This window comes from Vibrio sp. Vb1574 (assembly GCF_033338675.1).
This window is the reverse complement of record NZ_JAWOTC010000010.1, coordinates 101,966-126,639: the sequence shown is the minus strand read 5'-3', so window position 1 is coordinate 126,639 and position 24,674 is coordinate 101,966. Positions and strand designations below refer to the sequence as shown.

Below are 24,674 nucleotides of genomic sequence, written 5' to 3'. Positions count from 1 at the left end.
CTGAAACTCAGTATATTGTTTGATAATTATTCAATTTCGGACGACTTGGTTTTCTGTCCGAATTACGCAACAAAGCCCTCTTTAGATACCAATTCGTACTTTATCTATCTCAAATCTCTTCTTGACCTCAACTTATCTTGAGGTTTTAGCCTTAGTCGCACGATTAAAAATCAACAATGAAAAAAGGAACCATTGTGTCCAAAATTGCGATTATTTATTTCTCTAAAACCGACGTTACTGGTCAGCTTGCTCGCGCGATTGCCGCAGGTGTTGAACAACAAGGCATTAAGCAGCAAGATGAATGTGAAATCCTCTCTCACCGAATTGAAGGCAGTGAGATTATTGAGGGACGTTTTGTGAACCCTAAACTAATGGATGAACTTGCTGAGTGTGATGCGATTATCTTTGGCTCACCGACCTATATGGGCGGTGTAGCAGCGCAGTTTAAAGCATTTGCAGATGCAAGCAGTGAATCTTGGTATTACCAAAAATGGGCGAGCAAAATCGCGGCTGGCTTTACCAGTGGTGGGGCAATGAATGGCGACCAATCTTGCACATTACAATATCTACAAACGCTCGCTAACCAACACGGCATGATGTGGGTCGGGTTGGATAAGATCAGCAATTCTGGGGAGCAAAACCTGAATCGTTATGGTGTACAAGGTGGTATTGTTGCACAAGGTGGTGAAGGTGGTCAGTTGCATGCTTCTGATGTTGCAACAGCGGAGTATCTTGGCAAACGAGTCGCTATGCTCGTGAACAAGCTCTCCACTCGCTAACAATAAAAAGAAGCCCCGTAAGATACATCTTCGGGGCTTCATATTTATCGCTTGTTTTGAGCGCTACTTCTTGATGTAGAGGTCTTTCGAGTAGATACGACCTTCTACGTTGTTCTTGGCAAAACCGCCAACCGTAGGACGAACCAAACGCGCTTGCATGTAGTAGTAAATCGGTGCGATTGGCATATCCGCCGCCAACAATTGCTCGGCTTGATCATAGAAACCTTGGCGCGCTTTCTCATTGGTTGCGGCCAATGCACTGTTCATCGCGTTGTCGTACGCTTCACTGCTGTAACGTGCAAAGTTACCCGAGGAACCTGAGCGAAGTAAGCTCAGGAAAGTAGACGCTTCATTGTAATCACCACACCAGGAAGCGCGCATCACATCGAAATTGCCTTGTTTACGCGCCACTAAGTATGACTTCCACTCTTGGTTTTCTAACTCCACGTGTGCACCGAGATTTTTTTGTAGCATCGACGCTATCGCAACCGCGATCGATTTGTTTGCCTCACTGGTGTTGTACAGCAATTTAAAATCGAGCGGCTTGTCTTGGCTGTAACCCGCTTCTTTTAACAACTGACGCGCTTTCTCGTCACGTTGTTGCTGACTCCACTTACTGTATTCAGGCGGCGTCGCATCAAACCCTGCGGTGTACTGATGCGCAAAAGTATAAGCAGGAAGGTTGCCCACTTGCGTGACACCATTCGTAATCACATCGCGCATGATGGAGTACGACACCGCTTGACGCACTCGCACATCATCAAATGGCGGACGAGTGGTATTGAACGCGTAGTAATACGTACACAATAATGGCACCACCGTGTAAGCCTGCTTGTAATCTTGTTTAAGCTTCTGCGCCATATGAGTCGGCACATCTGACGTGATATCCAGCTCTCCTGCCGCAAAGCGATTGATAGACGCGTTTTGGTTTTCAAACGGAATGTAAGTCACTCTGTTTAGATGCGTATCTGCGCTGTCCCAGTAACTTGGACTCTTAACCAGTTCAATGCGTTCATTCACGACCCACTTATCCAATGTGAATGCACCGTTGCTAACAAATTGGTCTGGATCGCTCCACGGCTTGTCGCGGTTTTCCACTGTCGCTTGATGCACTGGCATCATGGACGTGTGCCCAGTCATAGCAACAAAGTACGGCACTTGACTGTCCAACTCAAAACGTAGGGTGTATTTATCCACTGCCTTGATACCGAGATCGTCCAAAGGCTTTTTGCCCTCTGCTACATCGGCGATGTTTTTGATCTTGGTGAGTTTGAGATACCAAACATTTGGAGAAGCGGTCTTCGGGTCCACCGCTCGGCGCAGTGAATAGACAAAATCATCCGCCGTCACAGGCTCGCCATTCGACCATTTCGCGTCTTTGCGCAAGTGAAAAGTAAAGGTTTGGTTGTCCTTGGTTTCCCATGATTCTGCCACACCGGGAATGATGTTTCCGTCACGATCTTGAATCACAAGCCCTTCAAATAAGTCACGAATCACATGCATTTCTGGCAGACCTTCGGCTTTCGCTGGGTCAAGCGTCGCCGCCTCTGCGTCATTCGCACGTACTAAATGCTGTTCTGCGGCAAGTTGAATACCTTTAGGTAAGGTCTCCGCAGCAACTGATGTAGCAAGAAAAGGGGTGAATAAAGAGGAAATCAGCAACGCCGTTGAATGTTTTTTAAAATCCATATCTTTTTTCGTTCTCCTAACGCGTCTTGTGAAGCAAGTGCCACAATTAACATTTCAACCGTTGACGAGTTTAAACGGTTCAGTTTAGCTAGGTGTAATTAGCTTAGATATTGATACTACTTCATCAATCAGGAGATTACGGTGAGTCTAATTCCAAGAACGGAAAGAGCGGCATTTTTAATTCGGCCAACATCATACGGTCAATCCGTGCTTGGTGCGCCATTACTGTATTTTCCGGCTCAAGTCGAAAGTGCTTCGCGAGGTTTGATTTTGGCAGGCACTCACGGGGACGAGACGGCCTCGATTGCAGGTTTGTCCTGCGCGCTAAGAAGCTTGCCTGCTGATAACTTACGACATGATGTGATTCTGTCAATGAATCCTGACGGCAACCAGCTAGGCACACGCGCAAACGCAAACCAAGTGGACCTCAATCGCGCGTTTCCAACCCCAAATTGGACTGAGCATGGCACAGTGTATAGATGGAGCTCTCACACACCCGTTCGAGACGTACAGGTGAAAACTGGCACTAAAAACCAACTAGAGTCTGAAGTTAGCGCATTAATTAACTTGATTGAACTGCGCAAGCCAAAGTTTGTGGTGTCGTTTCATGAACCGCTTGCTTTTGTGGATGATCCCAAACATTCCGACCTTGCCAAATGGCTCGGCGAGCAGTTCCAACTGCCAATCGTTGACGATGTCGACTACGAAACACCCGGCTCATTCGGCACTTGGTGTAGTGAACGTGATTTACCTTGCATCACGTTGGAATTACCCGCGATTTCTGCCGATCTCACCATTGAAAAACATCTCTCTGCTTTTATTGCTTTGCTGAGGCACGATCCGGATCTCTAGTCCGCTGTTGGTTAAGCGATCATGTGAGGATCTGTTTGATGTCGGTACTGATATCGCTGATCAACTGACGGGCACTGTCGTCTCTTTGCTGAACCAAGATGATAAACAGCAAATCGGTGATCACGTTTTGCGCGGTACGCGAAGCAATGGATGAGCTGCGATGTTCCGTTTCATTGGCAATCGTATCAAACGTAATATCGGCAATACCGCGCAAGCGACTTCTCCCAGGAGCAGATAACGCAATCACCTTCGCGCCCTGCTCTTTTGCCGCTTCTGCCGCGACGAGAATTTCTTTGCGTTCGCCCGAATACGAAATCGCAATCTGCACATCTTCTGAAGAGAGGGTACGAGCAACAGCAATCTGCACGTGGCTGTCTTGTTCGGAAAGCGCCGTAATACCGAGTTTAAGCAGTTTAAAGCTTAAATCCTTCGCGGTCAGGGCTGAGCCCCCAATCCCGACCACTTGCACTCGACGCGCTTCGCTCAACCATTTCACCGCTTGGTGACACGCTTCATAAGACAGCGCATTGGTGGTTTGAAACATAGCATCTGTTTTTGCTTTCACCAGTTTCTGTGAAATAACCGCGATGGGATCATCTGCCAAAATATCACTGTGCAACGGTGTCGACTGCATCGCATGCTTACGGCCAATCTCTTCATTCAGAGCTAACTTAAACTCGCTGTAGCCTTTAAAGCCAATACGCTGAGTAAATTTCACAATGCTCGATTGACTCACTTTTACTTGCGCCGCAAGTTCTTGGCTAGTGAGCAGCGCCGCCTTTTCTGCGTTTTCAACAATCCAATCGCCGACCAAACGACCACTTTGCGAAAGCTGAGTACGCCTCGCGACTATCTTATTGACAACTGACACAACAAAAACCTCAAAAAATTTAAATAATTTATTCCAAAACAAAAATAATTGGAGTTTGATTTAACTCCATGATTATTCTAACCAAGCCAGTTTATATCGGATGTAATAGACATATATTTTCTCTCATTATTCCAAATTTCTCCTGCACAAAGAATAACCTCAAGTGTGATTTTTATCACCAAAACAGAATATTTTATTCCATAGAATCGCCCTCAGATTGAACATTACGAAGAGTGTAAAACATGAAAATTGATTTAAGCCGATTGGTGACAGAAAGCCGTAATCCAGTCAGTGCAGAGATTGATACGCTTTCGACCATCGAGATGCTGCAAGTCATTAATGAAGAGGATCAAAAAGTCGCGCTCGCGGTCAAAGCAGTGCTACCACAAATTGCAAAGACGGTTGATGCAATTACTGCAGCGTTCGCCAATGGTGGCCGTTTAATTTACATGGGAGCAGGCACATCAGGCCGCTTAGGAATTCTTGATGCGAGCGAGTGTCCTCCTACCTACGGCACGCATCCAGATATGGTGATTGGCTTAATTGCTGGTGGACATCAAGCGATTTTAAAAGCGGTAGAAAACGCAGAAGACAACGCGAAAATGGGTCAAGACGACTTAAAAGCACTTCACCTCACCAAGCATGACGTGGTTGTAGGCATTGCAGCGAGTGGCCGTACACCTTATGTACTAGGTGGTTTGGAGTACGCTAAATCCATCGGAGCCACGACCGCATCTATCGCTTGTAATCCAGAATGTGCCATGGCAGAAGCGGCCGACATCGCGATTCTGCCGATAGTTGGCGCAGAGGTTGTCACTGGATCTTCTCGCATGAAAGCCGGCACCGCACAAAAACTGGTGCTAAACATGCTCACGACAGGCGCAATGATTCGTAGCGGTAAGGTATTTGGCAACTTAATGGTGGATGTAGAAGCCACTAACGCCAAGCTCATCCAACGCCAAACCAACATTGTTGTGGAAGCAACCGGCGCATCAAAAGAAGAAGCAGAGCGAGCATTAAAGGCCTGCGGTCGCCACTGCAAAACCGCCATCTTAATGATTTTGGCCGATTTGGATGCCGAACAAGCCAAATCACGCCTCGCCGCGCACAACGGCTTTATTCGCGCAGCACTAAATAATAACTAAATAATCCGAGTTCTGAAGGATAGACCCTATGGCAAAAATAACTTCAAACACAGTATCGCAGTTGCTGTCCGCAGTGGGTGGCAGTAACAACGTAAGCAAATGTGGTAACTGTATGACGCGTTTGCGTTTATCGCTCGCCAACAATGGCTTGGCTGATCAATCAGTTATCAAGCAAATTCCCGGCGTAATGGGTGTGGTGGAAAGCGATGAGCAGTTTCAGATCATTCTCGGTCCCGGAAAAGCTCAACAAGCGGCTGAGATGATGAATCAATTGATCGACAGCTTAACCTCTGGTGACAGTGAAGAAGCAGATATGCCGCAACAAGATCTTTCTGCCGTCGCAGCCGAGCAGAAAAAACAGATGAAGAGTAAGCAAACCAGTGCGGTTCAGCGTTTTTTAAGCAAGTTTGCCACTATCTTTACGCCGTTGATCCCAGGCTTTATTGCCGCTGGTTTGTTGCTAGGTTTTGCGACGTTATTGGAGCAGATGTTTGTTCTTGACCAGACACCAAGCCAGTTTATGTTGGATTTGATCGCCTACATGAAAGTCTTTGGTAAGGGTCTGTTTGCTTTCTTAAGTATTCTGATTGGTTACAACGCGCAGCAAGCGTTTGGCGGCTCTGGTGTTAATGGTGCCATTCTCGCCTCTTTGTTTGTGCTGGGTTACAACCCAGAGGCTACATCCGGCATTTACTCTGGCATGAACGAGTTTTTCGGCTTTGCGATTGATCCGCGCGGCAACATTATCGGCGTACTTTTAGCAGCGATCATCGGTGCACAAGTCGAGCGTAAGGTTCGTCAATACATGCCAGATGATCTGGACATGATCTTAACGTCCGTTATCACTCTATTGATCATGGGTGCGGTAACCTTCTTGATCATCATGCCGATCGGCGGCGAGCTGTTTAAAGGGATGTCTTGGTTGTTCCTCAACTTGAACGATAACCCATTAGGCGCTGCAATCTTGGCAGGTTTGTTCTTAATTTCTGTGGTATTTGGCATCCACCAGGGTTTTGTTCCAGTGTACTTCGCATTGATGGAAGCACAGGGCTTTAACTCGCTATTCCCTATCCTGGCGATGGCAGGTGGCGGTCAGGTTGGCGCGTCAATGGCGCTGTATTTCAAAGCCAAAAAAGACGCTCTACTGCGCACCCAAGTTAAAGGCGCTATTATTCCGGGTCTTCTAGGCATTGGCGAACCATTGATTTACGGCGTGACATTACCACGCGTAAAACCATTCGTTACCGCTTGTATTGGTGGTGCTGCGGGCGGCTTCTTTATCGGTTTAGTTTCTTACCTTGGCTTACCAGTTGGTCTTAATACGGTGTTTGGCCCGTCCGGTATCGTGGCGATTCCTCTCATGACATCTGAAAATGGCATCTTCCCGGGCATGATGGTGTTTGTTGCCGGACTGCTTATCTCTTACATCGTCGGCTTCCTCGCGACTTACTTCTTTGGCTGCAAAGACGTCGATTTAAGCTAAATCATTCTTCCCCTATAGGAATGGACTAGCTCGCGCCCTTGGCAAACAAGGGCGCACCCTCTCTCTACTTCACGACAATTTTTCTTATTCCGTTACTCGGAAGAGGCTTTGTCGTACCTAAAACAATAGAAATGAAAGGTCGTTAATCATGAAAAAGCACATTTTGGCTCTACTTCTCCCTACATTGATGGCATCAAACGCAATGGCAGCGCAGCTGTATCAAGCGGAAGATGGGTCAGTTTTAAATATTTACTCTCGTCTTGGTTTCAATGTCACCAGTAAAAATGACGAGCACGGCGATGCAAATGGCGAGTTTGATGGCCGTATTGGTTTAAACGGTTCACAAACCATCAACGAGTACGCGTCGATCATCGGCCAAGCGCAATACCAAGTGGGTGCAGCTGAATACGCAAACCAAGTAAACGACAAACCATCTCTGACTGCACGTTATGTATGGGCGGGTATTGATGCGAAAGATTATGGTCGTATTACTGGTGGTCGCGTGGCATCTGGATTGATTATGTTTACCGACATTGGTGATGTGTTCGCCTCTTCCGATGTTTCTATGGCGCGCCAAGCGAATAAAGTCGACAAAACCGCGACGCAAGTTTTCCGTCAAGATGGCACGCTGCAATATCAAAACAGCCTAGGTAATTTCGACTTTTCTGTCGCGTACATTTTAGGAAACAACACTTCTGAGCTCGACTACGGTTACAACGCTGCACTGCGTTATACGCTAGACATGGGGAATTTGGGTACCTTGGCGCCAGTGGTGGCGATGCAGAAAAATAAAGGTGATGCACGTGAAAGCAACGACACCGATTACACATTCTGGGGCGCAGGTACGCGTTACTACCTAGGTGATTTGATGTTGGGTGCGTTGTACTCGGAAGATGAACTAGAGGGCTATTACTCACAAACCAGCACCGACAAAGTGATGGAATTGACGGCGGTTTACAGTGTAAATGACAAATGGGCACTGCGTGCTGGTTATCGTTCTTTAGAAAACAGTGATGGTGACGAGCTAGAGCTGAAAGATACAACGCTAGAAGTGCAATACAAACTGACGCCTCGTTCTTCTATCTACACAAACTACGTTGATCGTAACGGCTCGCGTGGCTACAGCAATGGACAAGAAGTCTCGTTTGGCGGTGCGCACGCAGACGAAAGCTACTACCACTTAGGTCTGCGTTACGAGCTGTAAGCACGATACTTAATGTAAGTTAGCTGAATCCATGAGCTTCTTCTGTGTCCGGTCAGTAGTTATTGCCTTTAATGCTGATTTGAAGAAGCTCACCCTCGTAATATGTTTTCTTCGTTACCTGTTTTGACCAACACGCCTGCATCAGGAAAACTGGTGACAGTGTTTTCGCATTCCTTTGCTTCCTCAATTGTTGCTAAGTTTGTTGTCGCTATTCGCCGACAGAATATATGTTCCTAAAGTGTTCGATGAACGCTCGCGTTCTTCTTGGTAAGTGCTCACGTTTTGGGTAAAGCAGATAAAGCGGCAAAATCGCATCCGTTTGCCATTCTGGCAGCAAACTCACGAGTTTTTCTTTTTGTGCAGGGTCGAGTTTAGCCAGTGCAAATTCATCTAACATGGCTACACCACAGCCAGCCAAAGTAGCATCCAACATGGACTGGACAAGATTAAAACTCAGCGTACTTTCTAACTCAATGCTGCACTGCTGTTGAGTTTGCTTATGCGTAAACGTCCACTTATCTAACACCAAGTCGCGACTTTTATAAAGGATGTGCTCTAAGTCACCAAGCTCCTCTGGCGTACTTACATTTGGTTTATCAGCTAAATACGAGCGATGAGCGATCGGTTTACAGTGTAAAGTGCGTAGCTGATGGCCGACGTATCCCTCTGGAGGAGTATCGGTAAAGTAGAATGCGATATCAAACCCAGCCTCAATCAAGTCGAGAGGTGTCTCTGTGAAGATCACTTCGACGCTCACTTGTGGATGTTGCAATCGAAACTCGATCAATGTTTGGCTGAGTAACGCGGCTCCGAAAGAAGCAGACGCCGCTATTCTCAATTTTCCCGATACGATCTCGTTTGCCATGACTTGCTCATTGATCTGCTCAGCGCCTTCGAGCAGTTGCTTTACCTGCTGATAAAACCGCAAACCATCGTAGGTCAAATTAAACTGGCGCGTAGTTCGCTGAATAAGCTGCACCGACAATATGTCTTCAAGCTGTTTAAGTTGCCGACTTACATGCGCATTCGAACAATTCAGGCGCTTTGCTGCGCCAGCAATACTTCGCTCCTCGCACAAAGCGACGTAAAGTGGTACGTAGCTGAGCCATTTTATTTCCATACAGTAATTCTGAATCTCTAAAATCAAACTACTGGAAATAATAGAAAGCCTCTAAACTCTGTACAACCTAAATTTGAAAGGATGAGTTATGAGTGTTTTCGACACGTGGTTAAAAGGTCAAGTCATTAAAGATCACATCACTAATACCAATATCATCGTTGGCGATTACAGCTATTACTCGGGCTTCTATCATCAAAAAAGCTTCGAAGAGCAAGCGGTACGCTACTTGTTGGGTGACCCCGTCACACTTCAAGAATGGCAAAGTAGAGAACCCGATAGCATCGACAAATTAATCATTGGCAAGTTTTGTTCCATCGCTTCTGGAGCCACCTTCATGATGGCAGGAAACCAAGGTCATCGCATTGACTGGATTTCGACCTTCCCCTTCTCTCCTGAAGAATTTGGAGAAGGCGTACAAGACGGTTTCGAGCGTGCCGGAGACACAGCGGTGGGAAATGATGTTTGGATTGGCAGTGAGGCGATGATCATGCCCGGAGTAAACATCGGCGATGGAGCCGTCGTCGGAGCACGCGCCGTAGTGACGAAAGACGTGCAACCTTATTCTGTGGTGGTTGGAAACAACCAAGTCGTACGTCAACGATTCAGCGATAAAGAGATTGAAACTCTACTCAATATCCAATGGTGGAACTGGCCAATAGAACACATTAAACAAGCAATGAAAGTAATGTGTAGCAGCCAAGTGGGTGCGCTTGCGGACTACTATCAAGAGCACATTGTCGATTTGTAGATAAAAAAGCCCACACATCTTGTTGCGACGTGTGGGCTCAGTGAGTAAGAAAGCTTAAACCGCAGCGACGTCCTCTTCTTCCAAGTTCGCCGAGACTTTAATTTCGTATTGATTGAAACGGAACGAACAACCGCCATGAGTGCGCTTTGTCGTTACTTGTTCGTCGCCAAACTGCACCGTCACGCGAGTGAATACACGCTCTTTGGCTTCGACAATATTTTCTTCTAACGCGACTTCAAAGTCATGTTCCGTTTGTTCTAGCTTTTGCTTTATCGCTTCAAGCTGCTCGTTGTTTTGTGTTTTCATCACGTCAATCTGAGCTTGTTCTTCGTCGGTACGTTCGGCTTTAGGACGTTTCTTAAATTCGAGCTCTTTACGAATCACATCCATCGTGCCTTCTTGAGCGCGTTTGTATTGTTCTTTAAGCTCAGCTAATCGCTCCTTAAATGCAGAATAGCGTGCGAACGCTTCTACCTTAGTGGCGGTGTCGCCTTCTACGCCCAATTGTAAGCACACCACTTTGCCACCGACTTTTGCATCTCCGCCGCTGAGCGTGCCGTTCCTACCGTTCGCGTCTAGCACCGTCAGATTGCGCCCACAAACAATATCGTTATTCATGCTGTGCACCGCCAACTCAATATCTTCGCCGGCTTGCAAATCACAATATTGGGCGTAGCTGGCACGAATCGAACCTTTGGCTTTGACGTGACAACTCTTTGGCTGGCCATCACTCACGGTGTGGCCAATGATCCCTTTACCAACTTGGATGTCGTCTTGCGCTTGTACGTCAGCCGATTCAATGAAGCCGCCTACAGTAATAGAACCCGTCGCTTTAACAATCATGCCAGATTCAATGTTGCCACCGATAATCACATTCCCTTTGAATTTCACGTGACCTGTATTCACGCCAACGCTATTGAGACAGAGTGCGTTATCAACTTCAATGGTTTTGTCTTTAATCAGAGGCGTACCGGATACCGATGCAATCAATAGGTTTGGGTCTTGCTTGCTTATCTCGGTGCCCTTGCCTGGCTTCATTGGGCTGTCTTTTCCGGCTTGTGGAGGAATCACTCGCCCTTGAACAGTAAAACCAGGCGTACCTTTGGTCGCAGGCGTGCGGCGCATCACCTCATCGCCTACGTCAACCGCGATAGTTTCACCGAGGTTACGTAAATCAATTTTGTCGCTAGCAGATTGGCCGTCTTTGGGTTTGAGGATGCGTTTGGTGATGTCTTTAACAAGAGGAGTAAAAAGAGCGTCTTTGCCTTTGATAGGTTGCTTACCAACCGCTACAGGTTGAGAAAAAGTTTCGCCTGGTTTGAGCTGAGTGCTGACAACCAACACTTTCTTCAAAGCCAGTTTGTTGATGCCTTTCGAAACTCGCGCTTGAGCAAGGGCTTGAACAATCTCGGGGCCACGTAAACCTCGGCCTCCGTACGCGCCGACAACGTTCATACTGGCGAGCATGTCATTATTCGATAATTCAACCTCAACTTGCGCGTTGCGTTTTTCCGCAATGACGATGCCTTCGTAGGCCTCGGCTTTACGTTCTTTGGCGCAGTTAATGAATCTCACTACTTCCCCCTCAACAACAAACATCTTTTCAGCGTTCATTGCGACGAGCTGCTCGTTTAATTCATTTTGATTTAGCTCACCACCGAGGTCCACTTCTCCCGGAAGACGGGCTATCACCTTGGTCTTATCTTCAGATAACTCAAGACACAGCTTCCACATACCCTTACCACTTTGCTTCCCATCAACACTTTCAGTCTACCCAAATCCGTTTTCTGAACAAACCTCGCATTTCTTATTATAGGGCTCACGTCACTAAAGAAAGTAATCCATCAATAACGGTTAAACAGGATATTAAGAGAAAACTCGATTTAGCCTAAAGCTCAATCAAAATACACGCTGAAACAAAAAGGAGCTGGATTTACAGTGTAAAATCAGCTCCCAGTAATTTCATTTACAGTGTAAATTTCCCTTTATTGTTTACAGTGTAAATCGCTCCAAATGTGTCTTACTTCGTCCCTTAACTGCTGCTCAACTTGCCTTCTTCCAGGTAAACCAAATTGCTGAGCACATTCAGTCCAACTACGGTTAAGAAAAAGCTTACTGATCATCAAGTCGGAAGCGGAGTTCAAACCTAAGTTAAGTAACCACTGCTGAAGCCACACAGACACAGACTCATAACTGTTACCACCATCAGCATAACATTCAATTAGTAATAACTTAGCGGGATGAAGTGGACTCATTCCCAAAGGTTGCGGCAATAGAGCTCGAAAAATAGGGGCTTCTAATTTTGGATAGACGTCAGCCACATTGTTAGACAACATTTCTTCAAATAGCGCCTGAGATTGGTCGACCCAAGCCGTCTGTTGGGAATCACAAGGTTTGACCATCAAGACTGAATAACAACCGCTAGCAGCATCGCGCATTGACCCTAAGCGAATTGTACGGAAGTTCGATTGTCGCCAGAAATAGAGCAACTCTTCCGTCGCACCAAAACTCGTGGATAAGTAGGCAATGTGTTTAGCAGCCATTTGCTCAAGTTGCTGCAGAATTTTTTGACCAATGCCTTTGCCTTGCAATGCTGGATGAACCGCAATTCTCATGACTCGCAGCGTCGATAGATTCGCGACATTCGGGAATCCTAGGTGGTTTGCAATCGTAATTGGGGCTAAGTGTCCTTTAGGACGACGCTTACCAAGCTGGATTTCTTCAATCAATTCATCGTCAAGGCCCCCCTCTTCGACCGCTAATATCACCCCCACAACCGCATTATCTTGCTTAGCAAAATAGAGCTGACTGTTGTCGTCTTGCAAAAGGTGAATCAAATCATTCGGCGAGGTCTGATAATGAGCATTCACCAAAAGAGCGAAGCACTCACGCAGCAAACTAGGCTGCGATATCAAATTGTTCTTATCGGCTTTAGAAAGGGAAATTGAGTCGACCTGTTTAAGTTGATGGTGCGTTAACTCCGCATCCAACAAAAACGCGTCATAGAGCCATGATTCAAGCGCATCATTCATGCTCCAGCGGATGGGCTGTGTCATGTGCCATGTTTTCATTCCCGAACGCTGTTTCTGAAGCCAATCAACAAATTTAATCGTAAAGCCCCGGCCACAACCTTCATAACCATGAACAGTCGTAGAAAAAACGAGTCGATGATAATGTTCGGTAATGCTTTTGAGCATAGGAACTGGAATTGCAGCCGCTTCATCGACAAGTAACAAATCACATTCAGGTCTGCTCGATAGAAGTTCGTCAGGAGCAATGAATTGAATGGCTCCCTGCCCTGATTCTAATCTGTCCTTCCTAATACGCTGCGCATTAGGAAGTAGCCGCAAAGCATGTTGGTAAACAGGCTCAACGGCTTTTATAGATGGTGCCGTAATTAAGATTCTAAGTGGCTTCTGCTGTAATAAGCTCGCACACGCAATGCCGAGGGCACTTGTTTTTCCGCGCCCACGATCAGCGGTCAAAACTAACGGTCGCTTTCGATGTCCAGTTACCACCTTTTCAATTAGAGAAATGGCATGTTCTTGTTCCGTGTAGTGGCTTTCTTTTTCTGCCTGCTTGATGTCTGGAGCCATTGGCAATGGTTTGTCTTGCTCAATAACAACGAGCTTCTCCCATTGTTTATGCATCCATTGCTGAGCAAAATTCGCATTTTGTCGCAGCTCAGTAATGACAATAAGAAAACCGCCGCCAACCAATGAGCCAAGCGTGGCGGTAAAACTATTTGCGTCAAAGCCATTTCGAGCATCAAACAATAGAACGTCACACTCTCTGCCTAGCAACATGTGCCCTTGTTTAGACGAAACGCTGGATACGTTTTTCAAACCAAAATCACCAACAGAAAACCAACGTTGATGGCGCTGCGTTTTATGGAACTCTGACATCAACGCATTTTGCCAAGAAGCCTCGCCTTGAATGACAACACCAATCCTTTGGAAAGATTGGTGAGCTTGATGTTGAAGTGATGAAAGGAAATCAGATTGTGTCTGCATTTTGTCTATCCAACGTTGAACTGACGTAATGGTATCACATCTTTAATTTGACGCTTCTCAGATATAAAAAAACCGCCCGGAGGCGGTTGATTCAATCATCATTTGTTATTGCAGTTTGGTTTGTACAAACGCAAGAATCTCTTCCATTAAGCTGTCGTCAACTTTCTTCAAGTTCAACGCCAGGCTGCTACCTTTTCGGCTATAGCTTGCTCGACCTTTTACTAAGTCGACTTTTTCCGTCTTCTTGCCAGGTTTTGCTGGTGCAAGTTCAGTAATCCAATTTTCGATGCTTTCCGTGACTTCTTTTGTCAGACGAGCAACTCCTTGAGCTGTGCTTCGCTGCCATAAAAACCCTTCGCTAGAGCGACATTTATCTAACAGCTCTTGCTGCTGCTCTGGTGTCAGCGTTGAAAACTGTTTGTGCAGTTTCACGATAGTTGGACGACCGAGATCGCCAACATTCGGATACGCTTGAAGCAGTTCTAACGGTAATGCTGCGGCTTTTAAAGCGCCACTTACCAACGCTTCACTGCACTGGAACATTTTTGCCAATGCTTTCTGATCCTCAGCTTCACCACTATCAAGCTTAGCCTGCATCTCTTTCCCTTTTTCATATAAAGAGAGCGGCTTGTGAGCATTTGCCACATCAGACAAAAACTTAGCATGGTCAGTATTAATGTTGTCAGCAACATAAACCAAAAAGTCTTGTTCGGCGAGGATACAAGACATGCGACGACGGCTACCATCTAAAACTTCAATCTTGCCATCTTCAGTTCTACGACCCACTGCTGGATATTGTTGGCCACGCTCTTTGAGTGTGACTAAAACATCAGATAAAGCATGTTCGTTTAAGAACGATTGCTCACGAGCGTTATCAACAAATACTGTTGTTTCTGTCGCAACTTTATTTGCAGGAATACGCACAAGTTCAAACTGAACAATATTTTCACCTGCAACTGCTAGTTCAATCGTTTGAGCTTTCTCTTTTGCCGCAGTTTGCGCCTCTTGCGGAGTCACAACACGACGCTTATTCGTTTTGCCAAATAATTTCGCGTTTAATTCAGACGTTTTCAAAGCCATTTACTTATTACCCCTGATTCAATGACGGCCAATTAGAGTGCAGCACACGCTCTAATTCCAGTGCGCTTTTATGAACAGCGTCTTGCGCGGTGGCTAGTGTCTTCTTACCGCCTTCAAAATCGCTTACTGTCAGATCAAATACTGTGCTGTAGGTATCGGCACAGGTTTCAAACGCACGGCTACGAGGAATAGTAGCCATCATAACTTGGTCACCTAGAAGATAGTTCATTTCAGTTAAAACAGAAACTTGCTTCTTATTGTCGTCCTCAAACATGGTTGGCATCAAGCGAACAAACTCAAGACCATTCCAGTCCTCCGGGAACATTTCATATACCGTAGGCAAATGCTGGAAGAAGTTTACTGTTGAAGCCCAGTCCAGACGCTTAGCCGCACAAGGAATTAGCAAGGCATTTGATGCATACATCGCATTCCATACTAATGGGTCAACGTGTGGACCGGTATCAATCATAATGATATCGAAGTCATCAGCAATTTTATCAATCAGTTGCTCTTTCAGCAGACGGACGATATCGAGTGATGGGTCTTCAGATAGCGTTTGCCATGCTTCCGCATTAAACATCGCGTCTTCTGGAAACGCTGAAATCGACTTTAAGTTCGGATATTGCGTTGGCAGCAATACGTTTTTACGTAAAAATTCACTGTCAATTTCCACACCATCAGGCACGTTACCCAACATAATGTCTACCGCAGAATAGATATTATCATGCTCTGCCATGCTGATTTGCGGGTTGAGGAATAAACGTAGCGAGCCTTGTGGGTCTAAGTCGATTAAACAAATACGGTATCGTTTATCCAAATTTAGCGCTAAACATGCCGCTAAATGAACCGCGGTCATTGATTTACCTGTACCGCCCTTTTGGTTCTGCACATTAATAATCCAAGGTTTGTTACCTGAATTCTTTTTACGCTCATGAAATTTAGGCACTTCAGCCGCATCCATGAGCATGTGTGCTTCTTCTAACGTAATTGAATAATGATTCGCGTTGTTTTTAGTAAATTGATGCCCAGCGGCTTCCATTTTACCAATCGCGTCGTCGAGCTTACGGCGAGTTAGACCAGAACGGGTTTCCATCATCGCTTTCGACATTGGTGGGAAGTAGTTATCGCTTCGCTCTTCTAAAACAATTTCAATACGGTCAGCTTGAACCTGCTGAGTCAGCTCCGCTAACTCAAGAAGGTTTTCAATCGTTTTTTCTCTTTTCATGCCAAATTCCGTTGGAAGGATTTATAATTGCAATTGTACAGCAGTAAAGACCAAAAACAACAAAAAGGTGCACGAACATTTTGAATTACCATCACATAAAAAAACACCCAAATCGACGCTTTTATGATTTATGGTCAAAAAGATAACTATTTTTAATCAAATAATCTTCTCATAAGTGGACACCTAAACTTAAAAATAAAAAGTGTTACAGCGTCACTCATTTACAATGTAAATCAATTTTCTACCGGAACGATTATAATCTTAAGCTAAATTACGGGTTATGTTAGACCAACCTAATTTAAACGATAAATAGTAAGTAATATCGGAACAATAAAGACCTGAACACCTTGATCATGTCTCCGAGCAAAATAGGGCAGTTCCAGCGAAACATCTATGGAAGTATGATCAAGGTATGCTTATGATCATGCTTCCGTGTTAATAAGCAAATCCGAAAGCATGATCATGGAAAAATAGAGCAGAGTACGGTGTAAACACGCAAATAAAATAAGATCCATTAATCGGAAATATGATCAAGCCTTAGAATCTCTCGGAAGCATGAGTTTTCTTCTCTGATTTACGGTTGAGTGCAGACAGAATGGGGGATTGAGCAGAAATTGACGTTATAGAAGCCGGAACAATGAAATTGCTCAAGTTGCTATGATAAATCACGCTCTCATGATCATGCTTCCTGTAAATAAGCAGAGACTAGGATTTACTTCTAAATATGAGCGACTTGAATGTATTTTAATCAGATGAGTGATATCTCATCAATATGGGCGCCAGAACGATAGATATATTGGCTCTTGATCATCGATCCGAGTATAAATAACATCACCAATGCACAATATAATCATCGTGAAGATCATTATTAAATACTGCATCTGTGGATAACCTGTAAAAACATCATGATCATCGTTTCAAGACTCTTTTGATCATCTTTTCATAACCTTAATGATCATGCTTACGAATAAATATGATCATGCTTTCAGGTTATTGTTGATCATACTTTCAGACTTCTTATGATCATAGTTCCGAAACACATGGAAATAATAGTCTTATAGAACAAAAGCTTAGCGAGAAATTTCAAGCCAGATCATTAGATCATATAATCAATTAAGATCAGATTAATCAAAAAGATCAGTTATTTAAAAAACAATCTTTTTTCTTTATTTATGATCTGTTTTTCTTTATTCTTCGGAACCATAGCACAACTACGGCTAGTGTGATCTGGATCTAAAATGACGGCTGATGAAAAAATTCTGATTAAAGCACCGAGAAGCCACAAAGATGGCCATCTTTTTGAGGTACATGAATCCTCTGCGGATTGGGTAGAGCAGTACCAACATTTCAAAGGGGTGACCAAAAGCATCTTAGAGTTGCTTAATCTGATCTCATTACGAGGCTTCAGCAGCAAGGATGGTTTGGTTTCAACCACAGAGATTGTGGAAGCAACAGATGGGCAACTCACACGTGCAGCTCTGCAACAACGTTTGCGTGCGGCAGTAAATATTGGTTTATTTACTCAAACTCCAGTGCGTTTTGAAGAGGGACTTGCTGGTAAAACGATGCTACATAAATTTGTGAATCCCAATCAGCTTATATCTGTGTTGGGAGCAACAAGTCTTGTTACCGACAAAGTTCGCCAGAACGAGAAACAAAAACGTTCGAAAGCATTGGCTCAGACTCAAGTAAACAAACGTTTGTTGAATGAGCACGGGTTAAACACACCTCCCACGATGAAAGATGAAGCCGATCAATTTGTTGTATCTCCAACAAATTGGGCTGGGATAATTGACCAAGCACTTGCGCCACCAAGAACTCGAAAAAGTTATCAGAAATCCATGGTGTCGATCTCTGGCACAAAAGCCGTTATTGAGACGCGATCATCCAAAAATATCATGACTGTGGATGATCTCATGACCCTGTTCGCTCTCTTCACGTTAACGGTTCAGTATCATGATCATCACAAAGATCAGTATCAACTTGATGCTGCTCACGTACCAAACAAAACGCCGCTATACATCACTGATATTTTGTCGCTCAGAGGCAAAAAAGACAGTGGCCCAGCTCGTGATTCCATTCGCGATAGCATTGATCGCATTGAATTCACTGATTTTCAGCTCCATGAACTTACTGGACGTTGGCTAAGTGAAAACATGCCAGAGGGCTTCAAAAGTGATCGTTTTCGTTTTCTTGCACGAACCATCACAGCCTCTGAAGAGGCACCAGTGGAGGGTAGCGATGGTGAAATTCGTATCAAGCCAAACTTATATATTTTAGTTTGGGAACCTTCGTTTTATGAAGAGCTGTTAACACGCGATTATTTCTTCTTGTTTCCGCCAGAGATCTTGAAACAACATACGTTGGTGTTTCAACTGTACTCTTTCTTCCGTAGTCGCATGGTTCGTCGTCACACGGATTGCATGCTACTGAGTGAGTTAAATCAGAAGCTTGCACGTAACATTGAATGGCGTCGGTTCTCCATGGATCTGATCCGTGAGCTGAAACGCTTGTCAGACGGCAAAGGGACAGACGATCTTTTTGTGGTGAACTTATGGGGCTATCACTTAACGATCGAAACTATGATCGAGAATGATAAAGTGATGGATTACCAGATCGACATCAAATGTGACGTCGAAGAGGTGCTGCGTTACTCACGTGCTCGTACAACCAACGCAGGCAAGCGCAACATGGCGCCTACGCTGCCAAACCCGCTTCGTAATGAGATGGTAACCCGACAGCAGCTTGAGGAGCTCTCAGGCATCATAGACGGCGAATTTGAGCCCATTCAACGCAAAGCACCGTCTCCAAGAGGAAATTTAGGGCGACGCGTGAAGCAAAGAAAACATTTGGTAGAGATCAATGCTGATGAGATCACCATTACTCTATCTAAATATACCTCACCAGAGGCTCTAGAACGCAGTATAACGGCTTTGTCTGCGATGACAGGGCACTCCTATGCCTCAATCAAAGAAGAGTGCTCAGATTACATAGAGAAGCTCGATTGGCTAAGGGTAGGGGATGAGCCGATTCCTTATGAGACATTAAGTAAAACCGTCGAGCTGTTTAACACCCAGAACGATGTTAAGCATCTTACCATCGAGCGCTTGATTGCGGGGTTAGCGGTGCGTCGGAAAGTTTGTCGTCAAATCTTCGATGGTCACATGGATGAAATGGTATTTCGTGCCTTGGATGAAATGGCGATTTAAAAGTGTCGCTTGATGTGTATCAAGCTATAGGTGTGATGTATCGGTTTGAAATGTAACAATGTCTTTCGATGATAAAAAACAGACTTAACTCTTACAAACCACTGACATTAGAAGCCAAGCCTAATACTACTATTTACCCCGAATAGACAACCTTTTGTCCTTTCTGATGATTAATAGATTGGCTCATATTGTTACATTCATTCTGAATAGACTTCGCGAGTTTCTCCTCAGGAAACTCGCTTTTTTTTACCTAAAATTCCGCTAATTAAGCCTTGATCATTTTTCCGGACTAATGAGGCAAACCTTGATCATGCTTCTTGGGTTCATTCCAATGTAATGAACGCATCAACGCAACATGTGATTCGATTAAGCTATGGGCTTGTTCCTGCCACTTGTTTTGATCACACTGCCGATTACAAAACTCTAACGCCACAACGGTGAGATGCTGAAGTCGTCTCAAACACCAATCTTTGATCAGAATATCAGTCGAGACTTGGCATGCTGCTTGTTCAAGCTTTGCACTCGTATAAAGCAAGGTTTGATATGCTTTCTGAGGGTCTTGGTAGCTTGCATGTTGAAACACGCGTAAACATCCATCCAACCAGCAAGCAATCGCTTTACTTTGAAGATCACTCAATTCGGGTCCAAACACGTCATCAGGCACCTGATATAAGATCGTTTCCAATTTTTCTACTTGATCATGTTTCCGCTGTTCGTACCACATGGCGATTTGATCTTGCCAAGTACTCAAATCCATTACGCTGCCTCAGTCCATTGTTTTACATAGTGATTTGGCCCTATTTGATCAAATTCGTCGACAATTATGCTGCTACGTTGACGAATTTCATCGGCATCTATCGAATAGTTTGGCTCATTTTTCACTAAGTTACCAAAAGGTAAGTCAGGATCAGGAACGGCAGAAATCAACAGCTTAGTATAAGGATGCTGCGGATTCTTAAGTATTGAATGAGTGTCGCCCCACTCAACGATTTGCCCTTTGTACATTACTGCGGTTTCTTCCGCGATGTAGTGCGCAGTCGCCAGATCATGAGTGATGTATAAAAAACCAATTCCCAGTTCTTGCTTCATTCGTTGCATTAAATTCAACACTCCCAAGCGAATAGAAACATCCAGCATAGACGTAGGCTCATCGGCAAGAATGATTTGCGAACCTACCGCTAAAGCCCTTGCTAAGTTTACTCGCTGACGTTGCCCACCACTGAGTTCGTGAGGGAACTTATTCAGTGTCTCTTCTGGTAGTTCCACCAGCTTTAGGAGCTCTTCCAAGCGGGCTGGGATGTCGCGCTCGTTTTTGACTTGTTTATGAATTTTTAAAGGACGTGTTAGGTGATGGCGAATGGTATGAGTTGGATTGAGAGAGCCAAACGGATCTTGAAACACCATTTGTACTTTACTGCGATATTCTTGTAGAGCCGATCGTGACGTGATCTCATTTATGTCAGTGCCATTGAAAAGGATCTCGCCTTGCGTTGCTGGATAGACTTTGGTTATTAAGCGAGCGCAAGTACTCTTACCGCAGCCTGATTCTCCAACCAAAGCCAAGGTTTTTCCTGCGTACAGATCAAAAGTCACTCCTTGAAGCGCACGAAAGCTTTCCTCTTTCGCTAAACCACCGCCCACTTTGAATTCTTTAATCACATTTTTCATTTGGATGATAGGCTGGCTCATGGTTACGCTCCTTGTAACTCTGGTTGTTTGTGGACGTCATGGATGTTTGGGAAAGAAGCCCATAGCTTTTGCGTGTAAGGGTGTTGAGGATGATTGCGTATATCGTATGCTCGATTGACTTCGACGATTTCTCCGTGACGCATGATTGCAATTCGATCACATAGTTGGCTCATGAGTGCCAGGTCATGAGTGATAAAGAGGACTGAAAAACCGAACTCATCTCTAAGCTGATAAATTTGCTGTAAAATTTCTCTCTGTACCACTACATCTAATGCTGTTGTGGGCTCATCCATAATGATCAGTTTTGGATTTAGAGACAAAGCAATGGCTATCACCAACCGCTGACGCATTCCTCCTGAAAATTGATGAGGATATTCTGCTAAGCGTTCTCGAGGAATATTGACCAAGTCCAACAACTTTTCTGCTCTATCTTTTGCTTGAGCGTTAGTGAGGCCTTGATGGTGTCGTAACACATCTGCAAATTGCTCTTGTATCGTTAAGACAGGGTTGAGTGAGTTCATCGCGCTCTGGAACACCATGGCGATTTCACTCCACCTTAGAGCGGTCAGTTCAGAGTCTGAGATACTAAGGATATCTTTGCCATCAAACCATATTTTACCGCCAGAAATGAACGCTGGCGGCTTATGAAGACGATTTATTGAGAATGCGATTGTGCTTTTACCACATCCAGATTCACCGGCGAGACCAAATACTTCGCCTTTGCCGATATCAAAGCTGACGGACTTTACCGCATTAAAATCACCATTATCAGTGATGTAATCGACGCACAAATCTCGGATCTGGATGACCGGGTCATTGTGGTATGCATGACTTAAGTTAATACCATCCATATAAACACCTAACCAATCTAAAGGATAATTATTATCATTATCAGGTGTGACGGTTTTTAGAAAGTATCAAACCATGAATCAGTGAAGTGACTCGAAAGTTAGGTGAAACAGGAAGTGGTGTAATGCGTCGTTGATAAAACTAAAGAAGAGCAGAATTGAGAGCTAGATCAGCACACTTTTCGTAGGGGGAATTACTCAAATTTAATCGTAAATTTGTCCCTTGGCAAAACTTAAATGATGAATCTATTAAGGAGTTAACGAAAGGGCGGGAGGGGTCACATTTCCCTACAGTTTTTCTTACCACCTTGTTCCGGTTTTGCTATAGATTACGCATCGAAAACATGGTGTGTTCGGAGGAAATATGTCCATTAATTCTATCGACCATGACGAGATGACCAACATCGCTCACAAATGGGAATTACCTGATGAGGAAACCGTTGTGAAGCCAGAGAAAACAGTGAAATCAGCAGAAGCCAGAAGACGCATTGAAGCGTTACGTGAGATCCGTGAAAGTGGGTTGACCATTGAAGAAGCAAGGGAGCTTGGCTTGATACACTGATCGCCTCAGGTTGGTTTAGCAACCCATAGGGTAGTCGACGGACTGCCCTTTTTATTTTTTCACTCTATTACTCTCTTATTCAAACTCTCCATTTATCTGTCTTGCGCCTCAAAAGCACGAGTTTCACACTCACGTCCCGTCCCGAAGAAGTTTGACAATCTGACCTTGTGTTACTAGATATATCAGTAGCGATATGCTTTTTGTTGATTATCGCAACCACAAAGCAAGGAGCGCAAGTATGGTTGATCAAATCCTTTTTTATGAGCCCGATGAGCCCCACGGTTTTCTCTCAAATTTTTGCCATGCCCCAGTCAATATCTCCTCCCAAACTTGGCCCACCAGCGAACATTATTACCAAGCCCAAAAGTTTCTCGATGCTCAGTTGCAAAGTAAAATTCAGCACGCAAGCACCCCTGACGAAGCGTTTGCTTTAAGCCGCAAATACGAACACTTTGTCAGAAGCGATTGGGACGATATAAAGTTGGCTGTTATGGCTTTCATCGTTAGGGAAAAGTTTCTACAAAATCCACCATTAGCGCAGCAATTAATGAGAACGGGTAACGCTTGCCTAACAGAGCATTCTCATAAAGATGCCTTTTGGGGAGACGGGGGAGATGGTAAAGGAGAAAATCATCTAGGAGAGATTCTGATGAATGTGCGGGCAGAGCTGAGACATGTTGAGCCTTACAATCTCGTGAAGTTTATCGATAAAGCCAAATTGCCCACCCAGTGGGGCACATTTATGATGTACGGCTTTATTGAAGCCGCGACAAATAAAGAGCATCTTGCTCTGGTCTATGGCGAGCCAACAAAAAGTGCAGCTCCACTTATTCGGTTGCATTCGGAGTGTCTTACCGGAGATGCTCTATTTAGCACGCGTTGTGACTGTGGTTTTCAGCTTAATAGAGCGCTACAAAACATCGTCAAAGAGGGATGTGGCGTGCTGCTTTATTTACGTCAAGAAGGGCGTGGAATCGGCTTGATTAATAAAATTCGTGCCTATCACTTACAAGATGATGGCGCAGATACCGTGGAAGCAAATGAACGTTTAGGTTTTGCCGCTGATATGCGTGATTACGCGTTCTGTAAAGGAATGCTAGAGCATTTGGGGATTGACGCTGTGCGTCTAATGACGAATAACCCACGCAAGCTCGCCGCCTTAAAAGCGGTTGATATTAACGTCATTGAACGAGTGCCATTACAAGAAGGGAATAACCCAAGTAATCAACATTACCTGCAAACCAAGGCGAGTAAATTGGGGCATATGTTTGATCCTAAGTTTGTTAACCACACTAAGTAAGTTCTACAGATTTCTCAGAAACAAAAACGCCAACGTATCATCGTTGGCGTTTTTGTTAATGAGTTGATTCATTGATACTTTTGAATGATTTCATCAATTTCCCCTGAGGTTTTTAATTCAACGAGTCGTGTATTGATGTAATTTTGAGTTTCTGGTTGCATTTGAGGTGAAAAAGCTAGGTAGATTGAGTAGTCAGGAATAACCGAGCTGAAAGGCTGTATCTGAAAATTCTCTAACGGCAAATTGAGTCGCTTTAAGTTGTAAAGGACTCGGGATTCCATCTCGACAAAAGCTGTATCTCCAGGGGTTCGGCTTATCACTCGGTATGCGGCGTTGTAGTCTTTCACACGCATTTCATTGACACTGCCATTTTCAAAGAACGGTGTTAAATTTGGATAATCAAACCCCAGCAGTAATACAATAGAACGACCATGCATCGTATCCATATTTTTGAATTCTAAAGGCTTCTCGCTACTCGACACCAGTACATGTTTTACAGTGTAAATGGGCTCCTCAGATAAATTTTCCGATTGCACCTTGCCCCAGTTCGGGCTGCCATAAGTTAACCAGTTTGGCTCAGCGCCTTCTTCCAATATGGAAATCATACGTTTAAATGGATAAGTATGATAATTCACTTGGTAATCCGACTCCGCGAAGATAGCGCTGACGATATCGGTCACAATTCCGGAGTGCATTTGTCCCTGTTGTTCAATTTGAAATGGTCGAGCTTGTTCAGCAATGACGTAATAGTTCACTTGATTTGCGGTCACATGAGAACTTACAACAATTAAGCTAAAAGCCAATCTAAGTAGAAGTCTTTTCATCGTATCCTCGATTATTATTTGTGCGTAGCTATA

Annotated in this window: 20 protein-coding genes; 9 read left to right on the top strand and 11 right to left on the bottom strand. The window is 44.6% G+C overall.

All coding sequences use genetic code 11. The features are described 5' to 3' along the window. Window positions 1-194: 194 nt before the first annotated feature. The gene (locus R7O12_RS09935) at window positions 195-779 is read left to right on the top strand and encodes a flavodoxin family protein (RefSeq protein WP_017821885.1); all 585 of its coding nucleotides are present in this window, start codon (window positions 195-197) and stop codon (window positions 777-779) included. A 63-nt stretch (window positions 780-842) separates the two neighbouring features. Here the strand turns inward: R7O12_RS09935 and R7O12_RS09930 are convergent, their stop codons facing one another. Then, entirely contained in the window at window positions 843-2,468 is a 1,626-nt protein-coding gene (locus tag R7O12_RS09930) for an ABC transporter substrate-binding protein (protein WP_062730875.1), read from the bottom strand. 141 nt (window positions 2,469-2,609) lie between these two features. Here R7O12_RS09930 and mpaA point away from each other — a divergent pair, with 141 nt between their 5' ends. Then, on the top strand, window positions 2,610-3,320 hold the full coding sequence (gene mpaA / locus R7O12_RS09925) for a murein tripeptide amidase MpaA (RefSeq protein WP_318125791.1): 711 nt from the start codon (window positions 2,610-2,612) through the stop codon (window positions 3,318-3,320). 19 nt (window positions 3,321-3,339) lie between these two features. Here the strand turns inward: mpaA and R7O12_RS09920 are convergent, their stop codons facing one another. Next, window positions 3,340-4,191, bottom strand: coding sequence for an SIS domain-containing protein (locus tag R7O12_RS09920; RefSeq protein WP_021707579.1), 852 nt, complete (start codon window positions 4,189-4,191; stop codon window positions 3,340-3,342). A gap of 242 nt (window positions 4,192-4,433) precedes the next feature. On the opposite strand from R7O12_RS09920, the gene murQ reads away from it, so the two are divergent. The 3 genes from murQ (at window position 4,434) to R7O12_RS09905 (ending at window position 8,023) form a co-directional block, all read left to right on the top strand. Then, window positions 4,434-5,336 carry an N-acetylmuramic acid 6-phosphate etherase gene (murQ, locus tag R7O12_RS09915; protein ID WP_318125790.1) on the top strand — a complete coding sequence of 301 codons (903 nt, stop codon included), beginning with the start codon at window positions 4,434-4,436 and terminating at the stop codon, window positions 5,334-5,336. 28 nt (window positions 5,337-5,364) lie between these two features. Beyond that, a complete protein-coding gene (gene murP / locus R7O12_RS09910) occupies window positions 5,365-6,819 on the top strand; it encodes a PTS N-acetylmuramic acid transporter subunit IIBC (protein ID WP_062730872.1) in 1,455 nt (484 codons plus the stop codon). A 148-nt stretch (window positions 6,820-6,967) separates the two neighbouring features. After that, a complete protein-coding gene (locus R7O12_RS09905; RefSeq protein ID WP_213907524.1) occupies window positions 6,968-8,023 on the top strand; it encodes a porin in 1,056 nt (351 codons plus the stop codon). Window positions 8,024-8,231: 208 nt separating this feature from the next. Here R7O12_RS09905 and R7O12_RS09900 read toward each other — a convergent pair whose 3' ends face one another. Then, the gene (locus R7O12_RS09900; RefSeq protein ID WP_169628480.1) at window positions 8,232-9,143 is read right to left on the bottom strand and encodes a LysR family transcriptional regulator; all 912 of its coding nucleotides are present in this window, start codon (window positions 9,141-9,143) and stop codon (window positions 8,232-8,234) included. An 88-nt stretch (window positions 9,144-9,231) separates the two neighbouring features. Between R7O12_RS09900 and catC the strand changes: the two genes are divergently transcribed. Next, a complete protein-coding gene (gene catC, locus R7O12_RS09895) occupies window positions 9,232-9,891 on the top strand; it encodes a type C chloramphenicol O-acetyltransferase (RefSeq protein ID WP_318125789.1) in 660 nt (219 codons plus the stop codon). Between the two features lie 54 nt (window positions 9,892-9,945). Here the strand turns inward: catC and R7O12_RS09890 are convergent, their stop codons facing one another. From R7O12_RS09890 to R7O12_RS09875, 4 genes are all read right to left on the bottom strand, one after another. Continuing rightward, a complete protein-coding gene (locus tag R7O12_RS09890) occupies window positions 9,946-11,625 on the bottom strand; it encodes a DUF342 domain-containing protein (RefSeq protein ID WP_167415796.1) in 1,680 nt (559 codons plus the stop codon). 251 nt (window positions 11,626-11,876) lie between these two features. After that, complete coding sequence (locus tag R7O12_RS09885) at window positions 11,877-13,904, bottom strand: tRNA(Met) cytidine acetyltransferase TmcA (protein WP_170889915.1); 2,028 nt, start codon at window positions 13,902-13,904, stop codon at window positions 11,877-11,879. A 105-nt stretch (window positions 13,905-14,009) separates the two neighbouring features. Then, window positions 14,010-14,984, bottom strand: coding sequence for a ParB/RepB/Spo0J family partition protein (locus R7O12_RS09880; RefSeq protein WP_005374504.1), 975 nt, complete (start codon window positions 14,982-14,984; stop codon window positions 14,010-14,012). A gap of 7 nt (window positions 14,985-14,991) precedes the next feature. Beyond that, window positions 14,992-16,209: an AAA family ATPase gene (locus R7O12_RS09875; protein WP_005374503.1), complete on the bottom strand. Its 1,218-nt coding sequence runs from the start codon at window positions 16,207-16,209 to the stop codon at window positions 14,992-14,994. Window positions 16,210-17,447: 1,238 nt separating this feature from the next. On the opposite strand from R7O12_RS09875, the gene R7O12_RS09870 reads away from it, so the two are divergent. Continuing rightward, a complete protein-coding gene (locus R7O12_RS09870) occupies window positions 17,448-19,418 on the top strand; it encodes a replication initiator protein RctB domain-containing protein (RefSeq protein ID WP_005374502.1) in 1,971 nt (656 codons plus the stop codon). A 289-nt stretch (window positions 19,419-19,707) separates the two neighbouring features. Here R7O12_RS09870 and R7O12_RS09865 read toward each other — a convergent pair whose 3' ends face one another. Genes R7O12_RS09865 through R7O12_RS09855 form a run of 3 tightly spaced genes read right to left on the bottom strand, consistent with a single transcriptional unit; the run spans window position 19,708 to window position 21,958 of the window. Continuing rightward, complete coding sequence (locus R7O12_RS09865) at window positions 19,708-20,175, bottom strand: hypothetical protein (protein WP_064369546.1); 468 nt, start codon at window positions 20,173-20,175, stop codon at window positions 19,708-19,710. Further along, on the bottom strand, window positions 20,175-21,107 hold the full coding sequence (locus R7O12_RS09860) for an ATP-binding cassette domain-containing protein (RefSeq protein ID WP_318125788.1): 933 nt from the start codon (window positions 21,105-21,107) through the stop codon (window positions 20,175-20,177). The genes R7O12_RS09865 and R7O12_RS09860 overlap by 1 nt, the downstream gene beginning before the upstream one ends. Before the next feature lie 2 nt (window positions 21,108-21,109). Continuing rightward, window positions 21,110-21,958: an ABC transporter ATP-binding protein gene (locus R7O12_RS09855; RefSeq protein WP_005374497.1), complete on the bottom strand. Its 849-nt coding sequence runs from the start codon at window positions 21,956-21,958 to the stop codon at window positions 21,110-21,112. 361 nt (window positions 21,959-22,319) lie between these two features. Between R7O12_RS09855 and R7O12_RS09850 the strand changes: the two genes are divergently transcribed. Continuing rightward, the gene (locus tag R7O12_RS09850) at window positions 22,320-22,517 is read left to right on the top strand and encodes a PA3496 family putative envelope integrity protein (protein WP_005374493.1); all 198 of its coding nucleotides are present in this window, start codon (window positions 22,320-22,322) and stop codon (window positions 22,515-22,517) included. Between the two features lie 238 nt (window positions 22,518-22,755). After that, window positions 22,756-23,817 (top strand): GTP cyclohydrolase II, encoded by a 1,062-nt coding sequence (ribA, locus tag R7O12_RS09845; RefSeq protein WP_017635221.1) that lies wholly within the window; start codon window positions 22,756-22,758, stop codon window positions 23,815-23,817. 68 nt (window positions 23,818-23,885) lie between these two features. Here ribA and R7O12_RS09840 read toward each other — a convergent pair whose 3' ends face one another. Next, window positions 23,886-24,641 (bottom strand): substrate-binding periplasmic protein, encoded by a 756-nt coding sequence (locus tag R7O12_RS09840; protein WP_005383196.1) that lies wholly within the window; start codon window positions 24,639-24,641, stop codon window positions 23,886-23,888. Window positions 24,642-24,674: the final 33 nt, after the last annotated feature.

Bases quoted from the DNA above. Each gene is read 5' to 3' on its own strand.
- R7O12_RS09900 (WP_169628480.1), bottom strand. From the start codon at position 9,143: ATGGAAATAAAATGGCTCAGCTACGTACCACTTTACGTCGCTTTGTGC.
- R7O12_RS09905 (WP_213907524.1), top strand. From the start codon at position 6,968: ATGAAAAAGCACATTTTGGCTCTACTTCTCCCTACATTGATGGCATCA.
- R7O12_RS09885 (WP_170889915.1), bottom strand. From the start codon at position 13,904: ATGCAGACACAATCTGATTTCCTTTCATCACTTCAACATCAAGCTCAC.
- R7O12_RS09930 (WP_062730875.1), bottom strand. From the start codon at position 2,468: ATGGATTTTAAAAAACATTCAACGGCGTTGCTGATTTCCTCTTTATTC.
- R7O12_RS09875 (WP_005374503.1), bottom strand. From the start codon at position 16,209: ATGAAAAGAGAAAAAACGATTGAAAACCTTCTTGAGTTAGCGGAGCTG.
- R7O12_RS09855 (WP_005374497.1), bottom strand. From the start codon at position 21,958: ATGGATGGTATTAACTTAAGTCATGCATACCACAATGACCCGGTCATC.
- ribA (WP_017635221.1), top strand. From the start codon at position 22,756: ATGGTTGATCAAATCCTTTTTTATGAGCCCGATGAGCCCCACGGTTTT.
- catC (WP_318125789.1), top strand. From the start codon at position 9,232: ATGAGTGTTTTCGACACGTGGTTAAAAGGTCAAGTCATTAAAGATCAC.
- murP (WP_062730872.1), top strand. From the start codon at position 5,365: ATGGCAAAAATAACTTCAAACACAGTATCGCAGTTGCTGTCCGCAGTG.
- R7O12_RS09865 (WP_064369546.1), bottom strand. From the start codon at position 20,175: ATGGATTTGAGTACTTGGCAAGATCAAATCGCCATGTGGTACGAACAG.
- murQ (WP_318125790.1), top strand. From the start codon at position 4,434: ATGAAAATTGATTTAAGCCGATTGGTGACAGAAAGCCGTAATCCAGTC.
- R7O12_RS09890 (WP_167415796.1), bottom strand. From the start codon at position 11,625: ATGTGGAAGCTGTGTCTTGAGTTATCTGAAGATAAGACCAAGGTGATA.
- R7O12_RS09860 (WP_318125788.1), bottom strand. From the start codon at position 21,107: ATGAGCCAGCCTATCATCCAAATGAAAAATGTGATTAAAGAATTCAAA.
- R7O12_RS09840 (WP_005383196.1), bottom strand. From the start codon at position 24,641: ATGAAAAGACTTCTACTTAGATTGGCTTTTAGCTTAATTGTTGTAAGT.
- R7O12_RS09880 (WP_005374504.1), bottom strand. From the start codon at position 14,984: ATGGCTTTGAAAACGTCTGAATTAAACGCGAAATTATTTGGCAAAACG.
- R7O12_RS09870 (WP_005374502.1), top strand. From the start codon at position 17,448: ATGACGGCTGATGAAAAAATTCTGATTAAAGCACCGAGAAGCCACAAA.
- R7O12_RS09850 (WP_005374493.1), top strand. From the start codon at position 22,320: ATGTCCATTAATTCTATCGACCATGACGAGATGACCAACATCGCTCAC.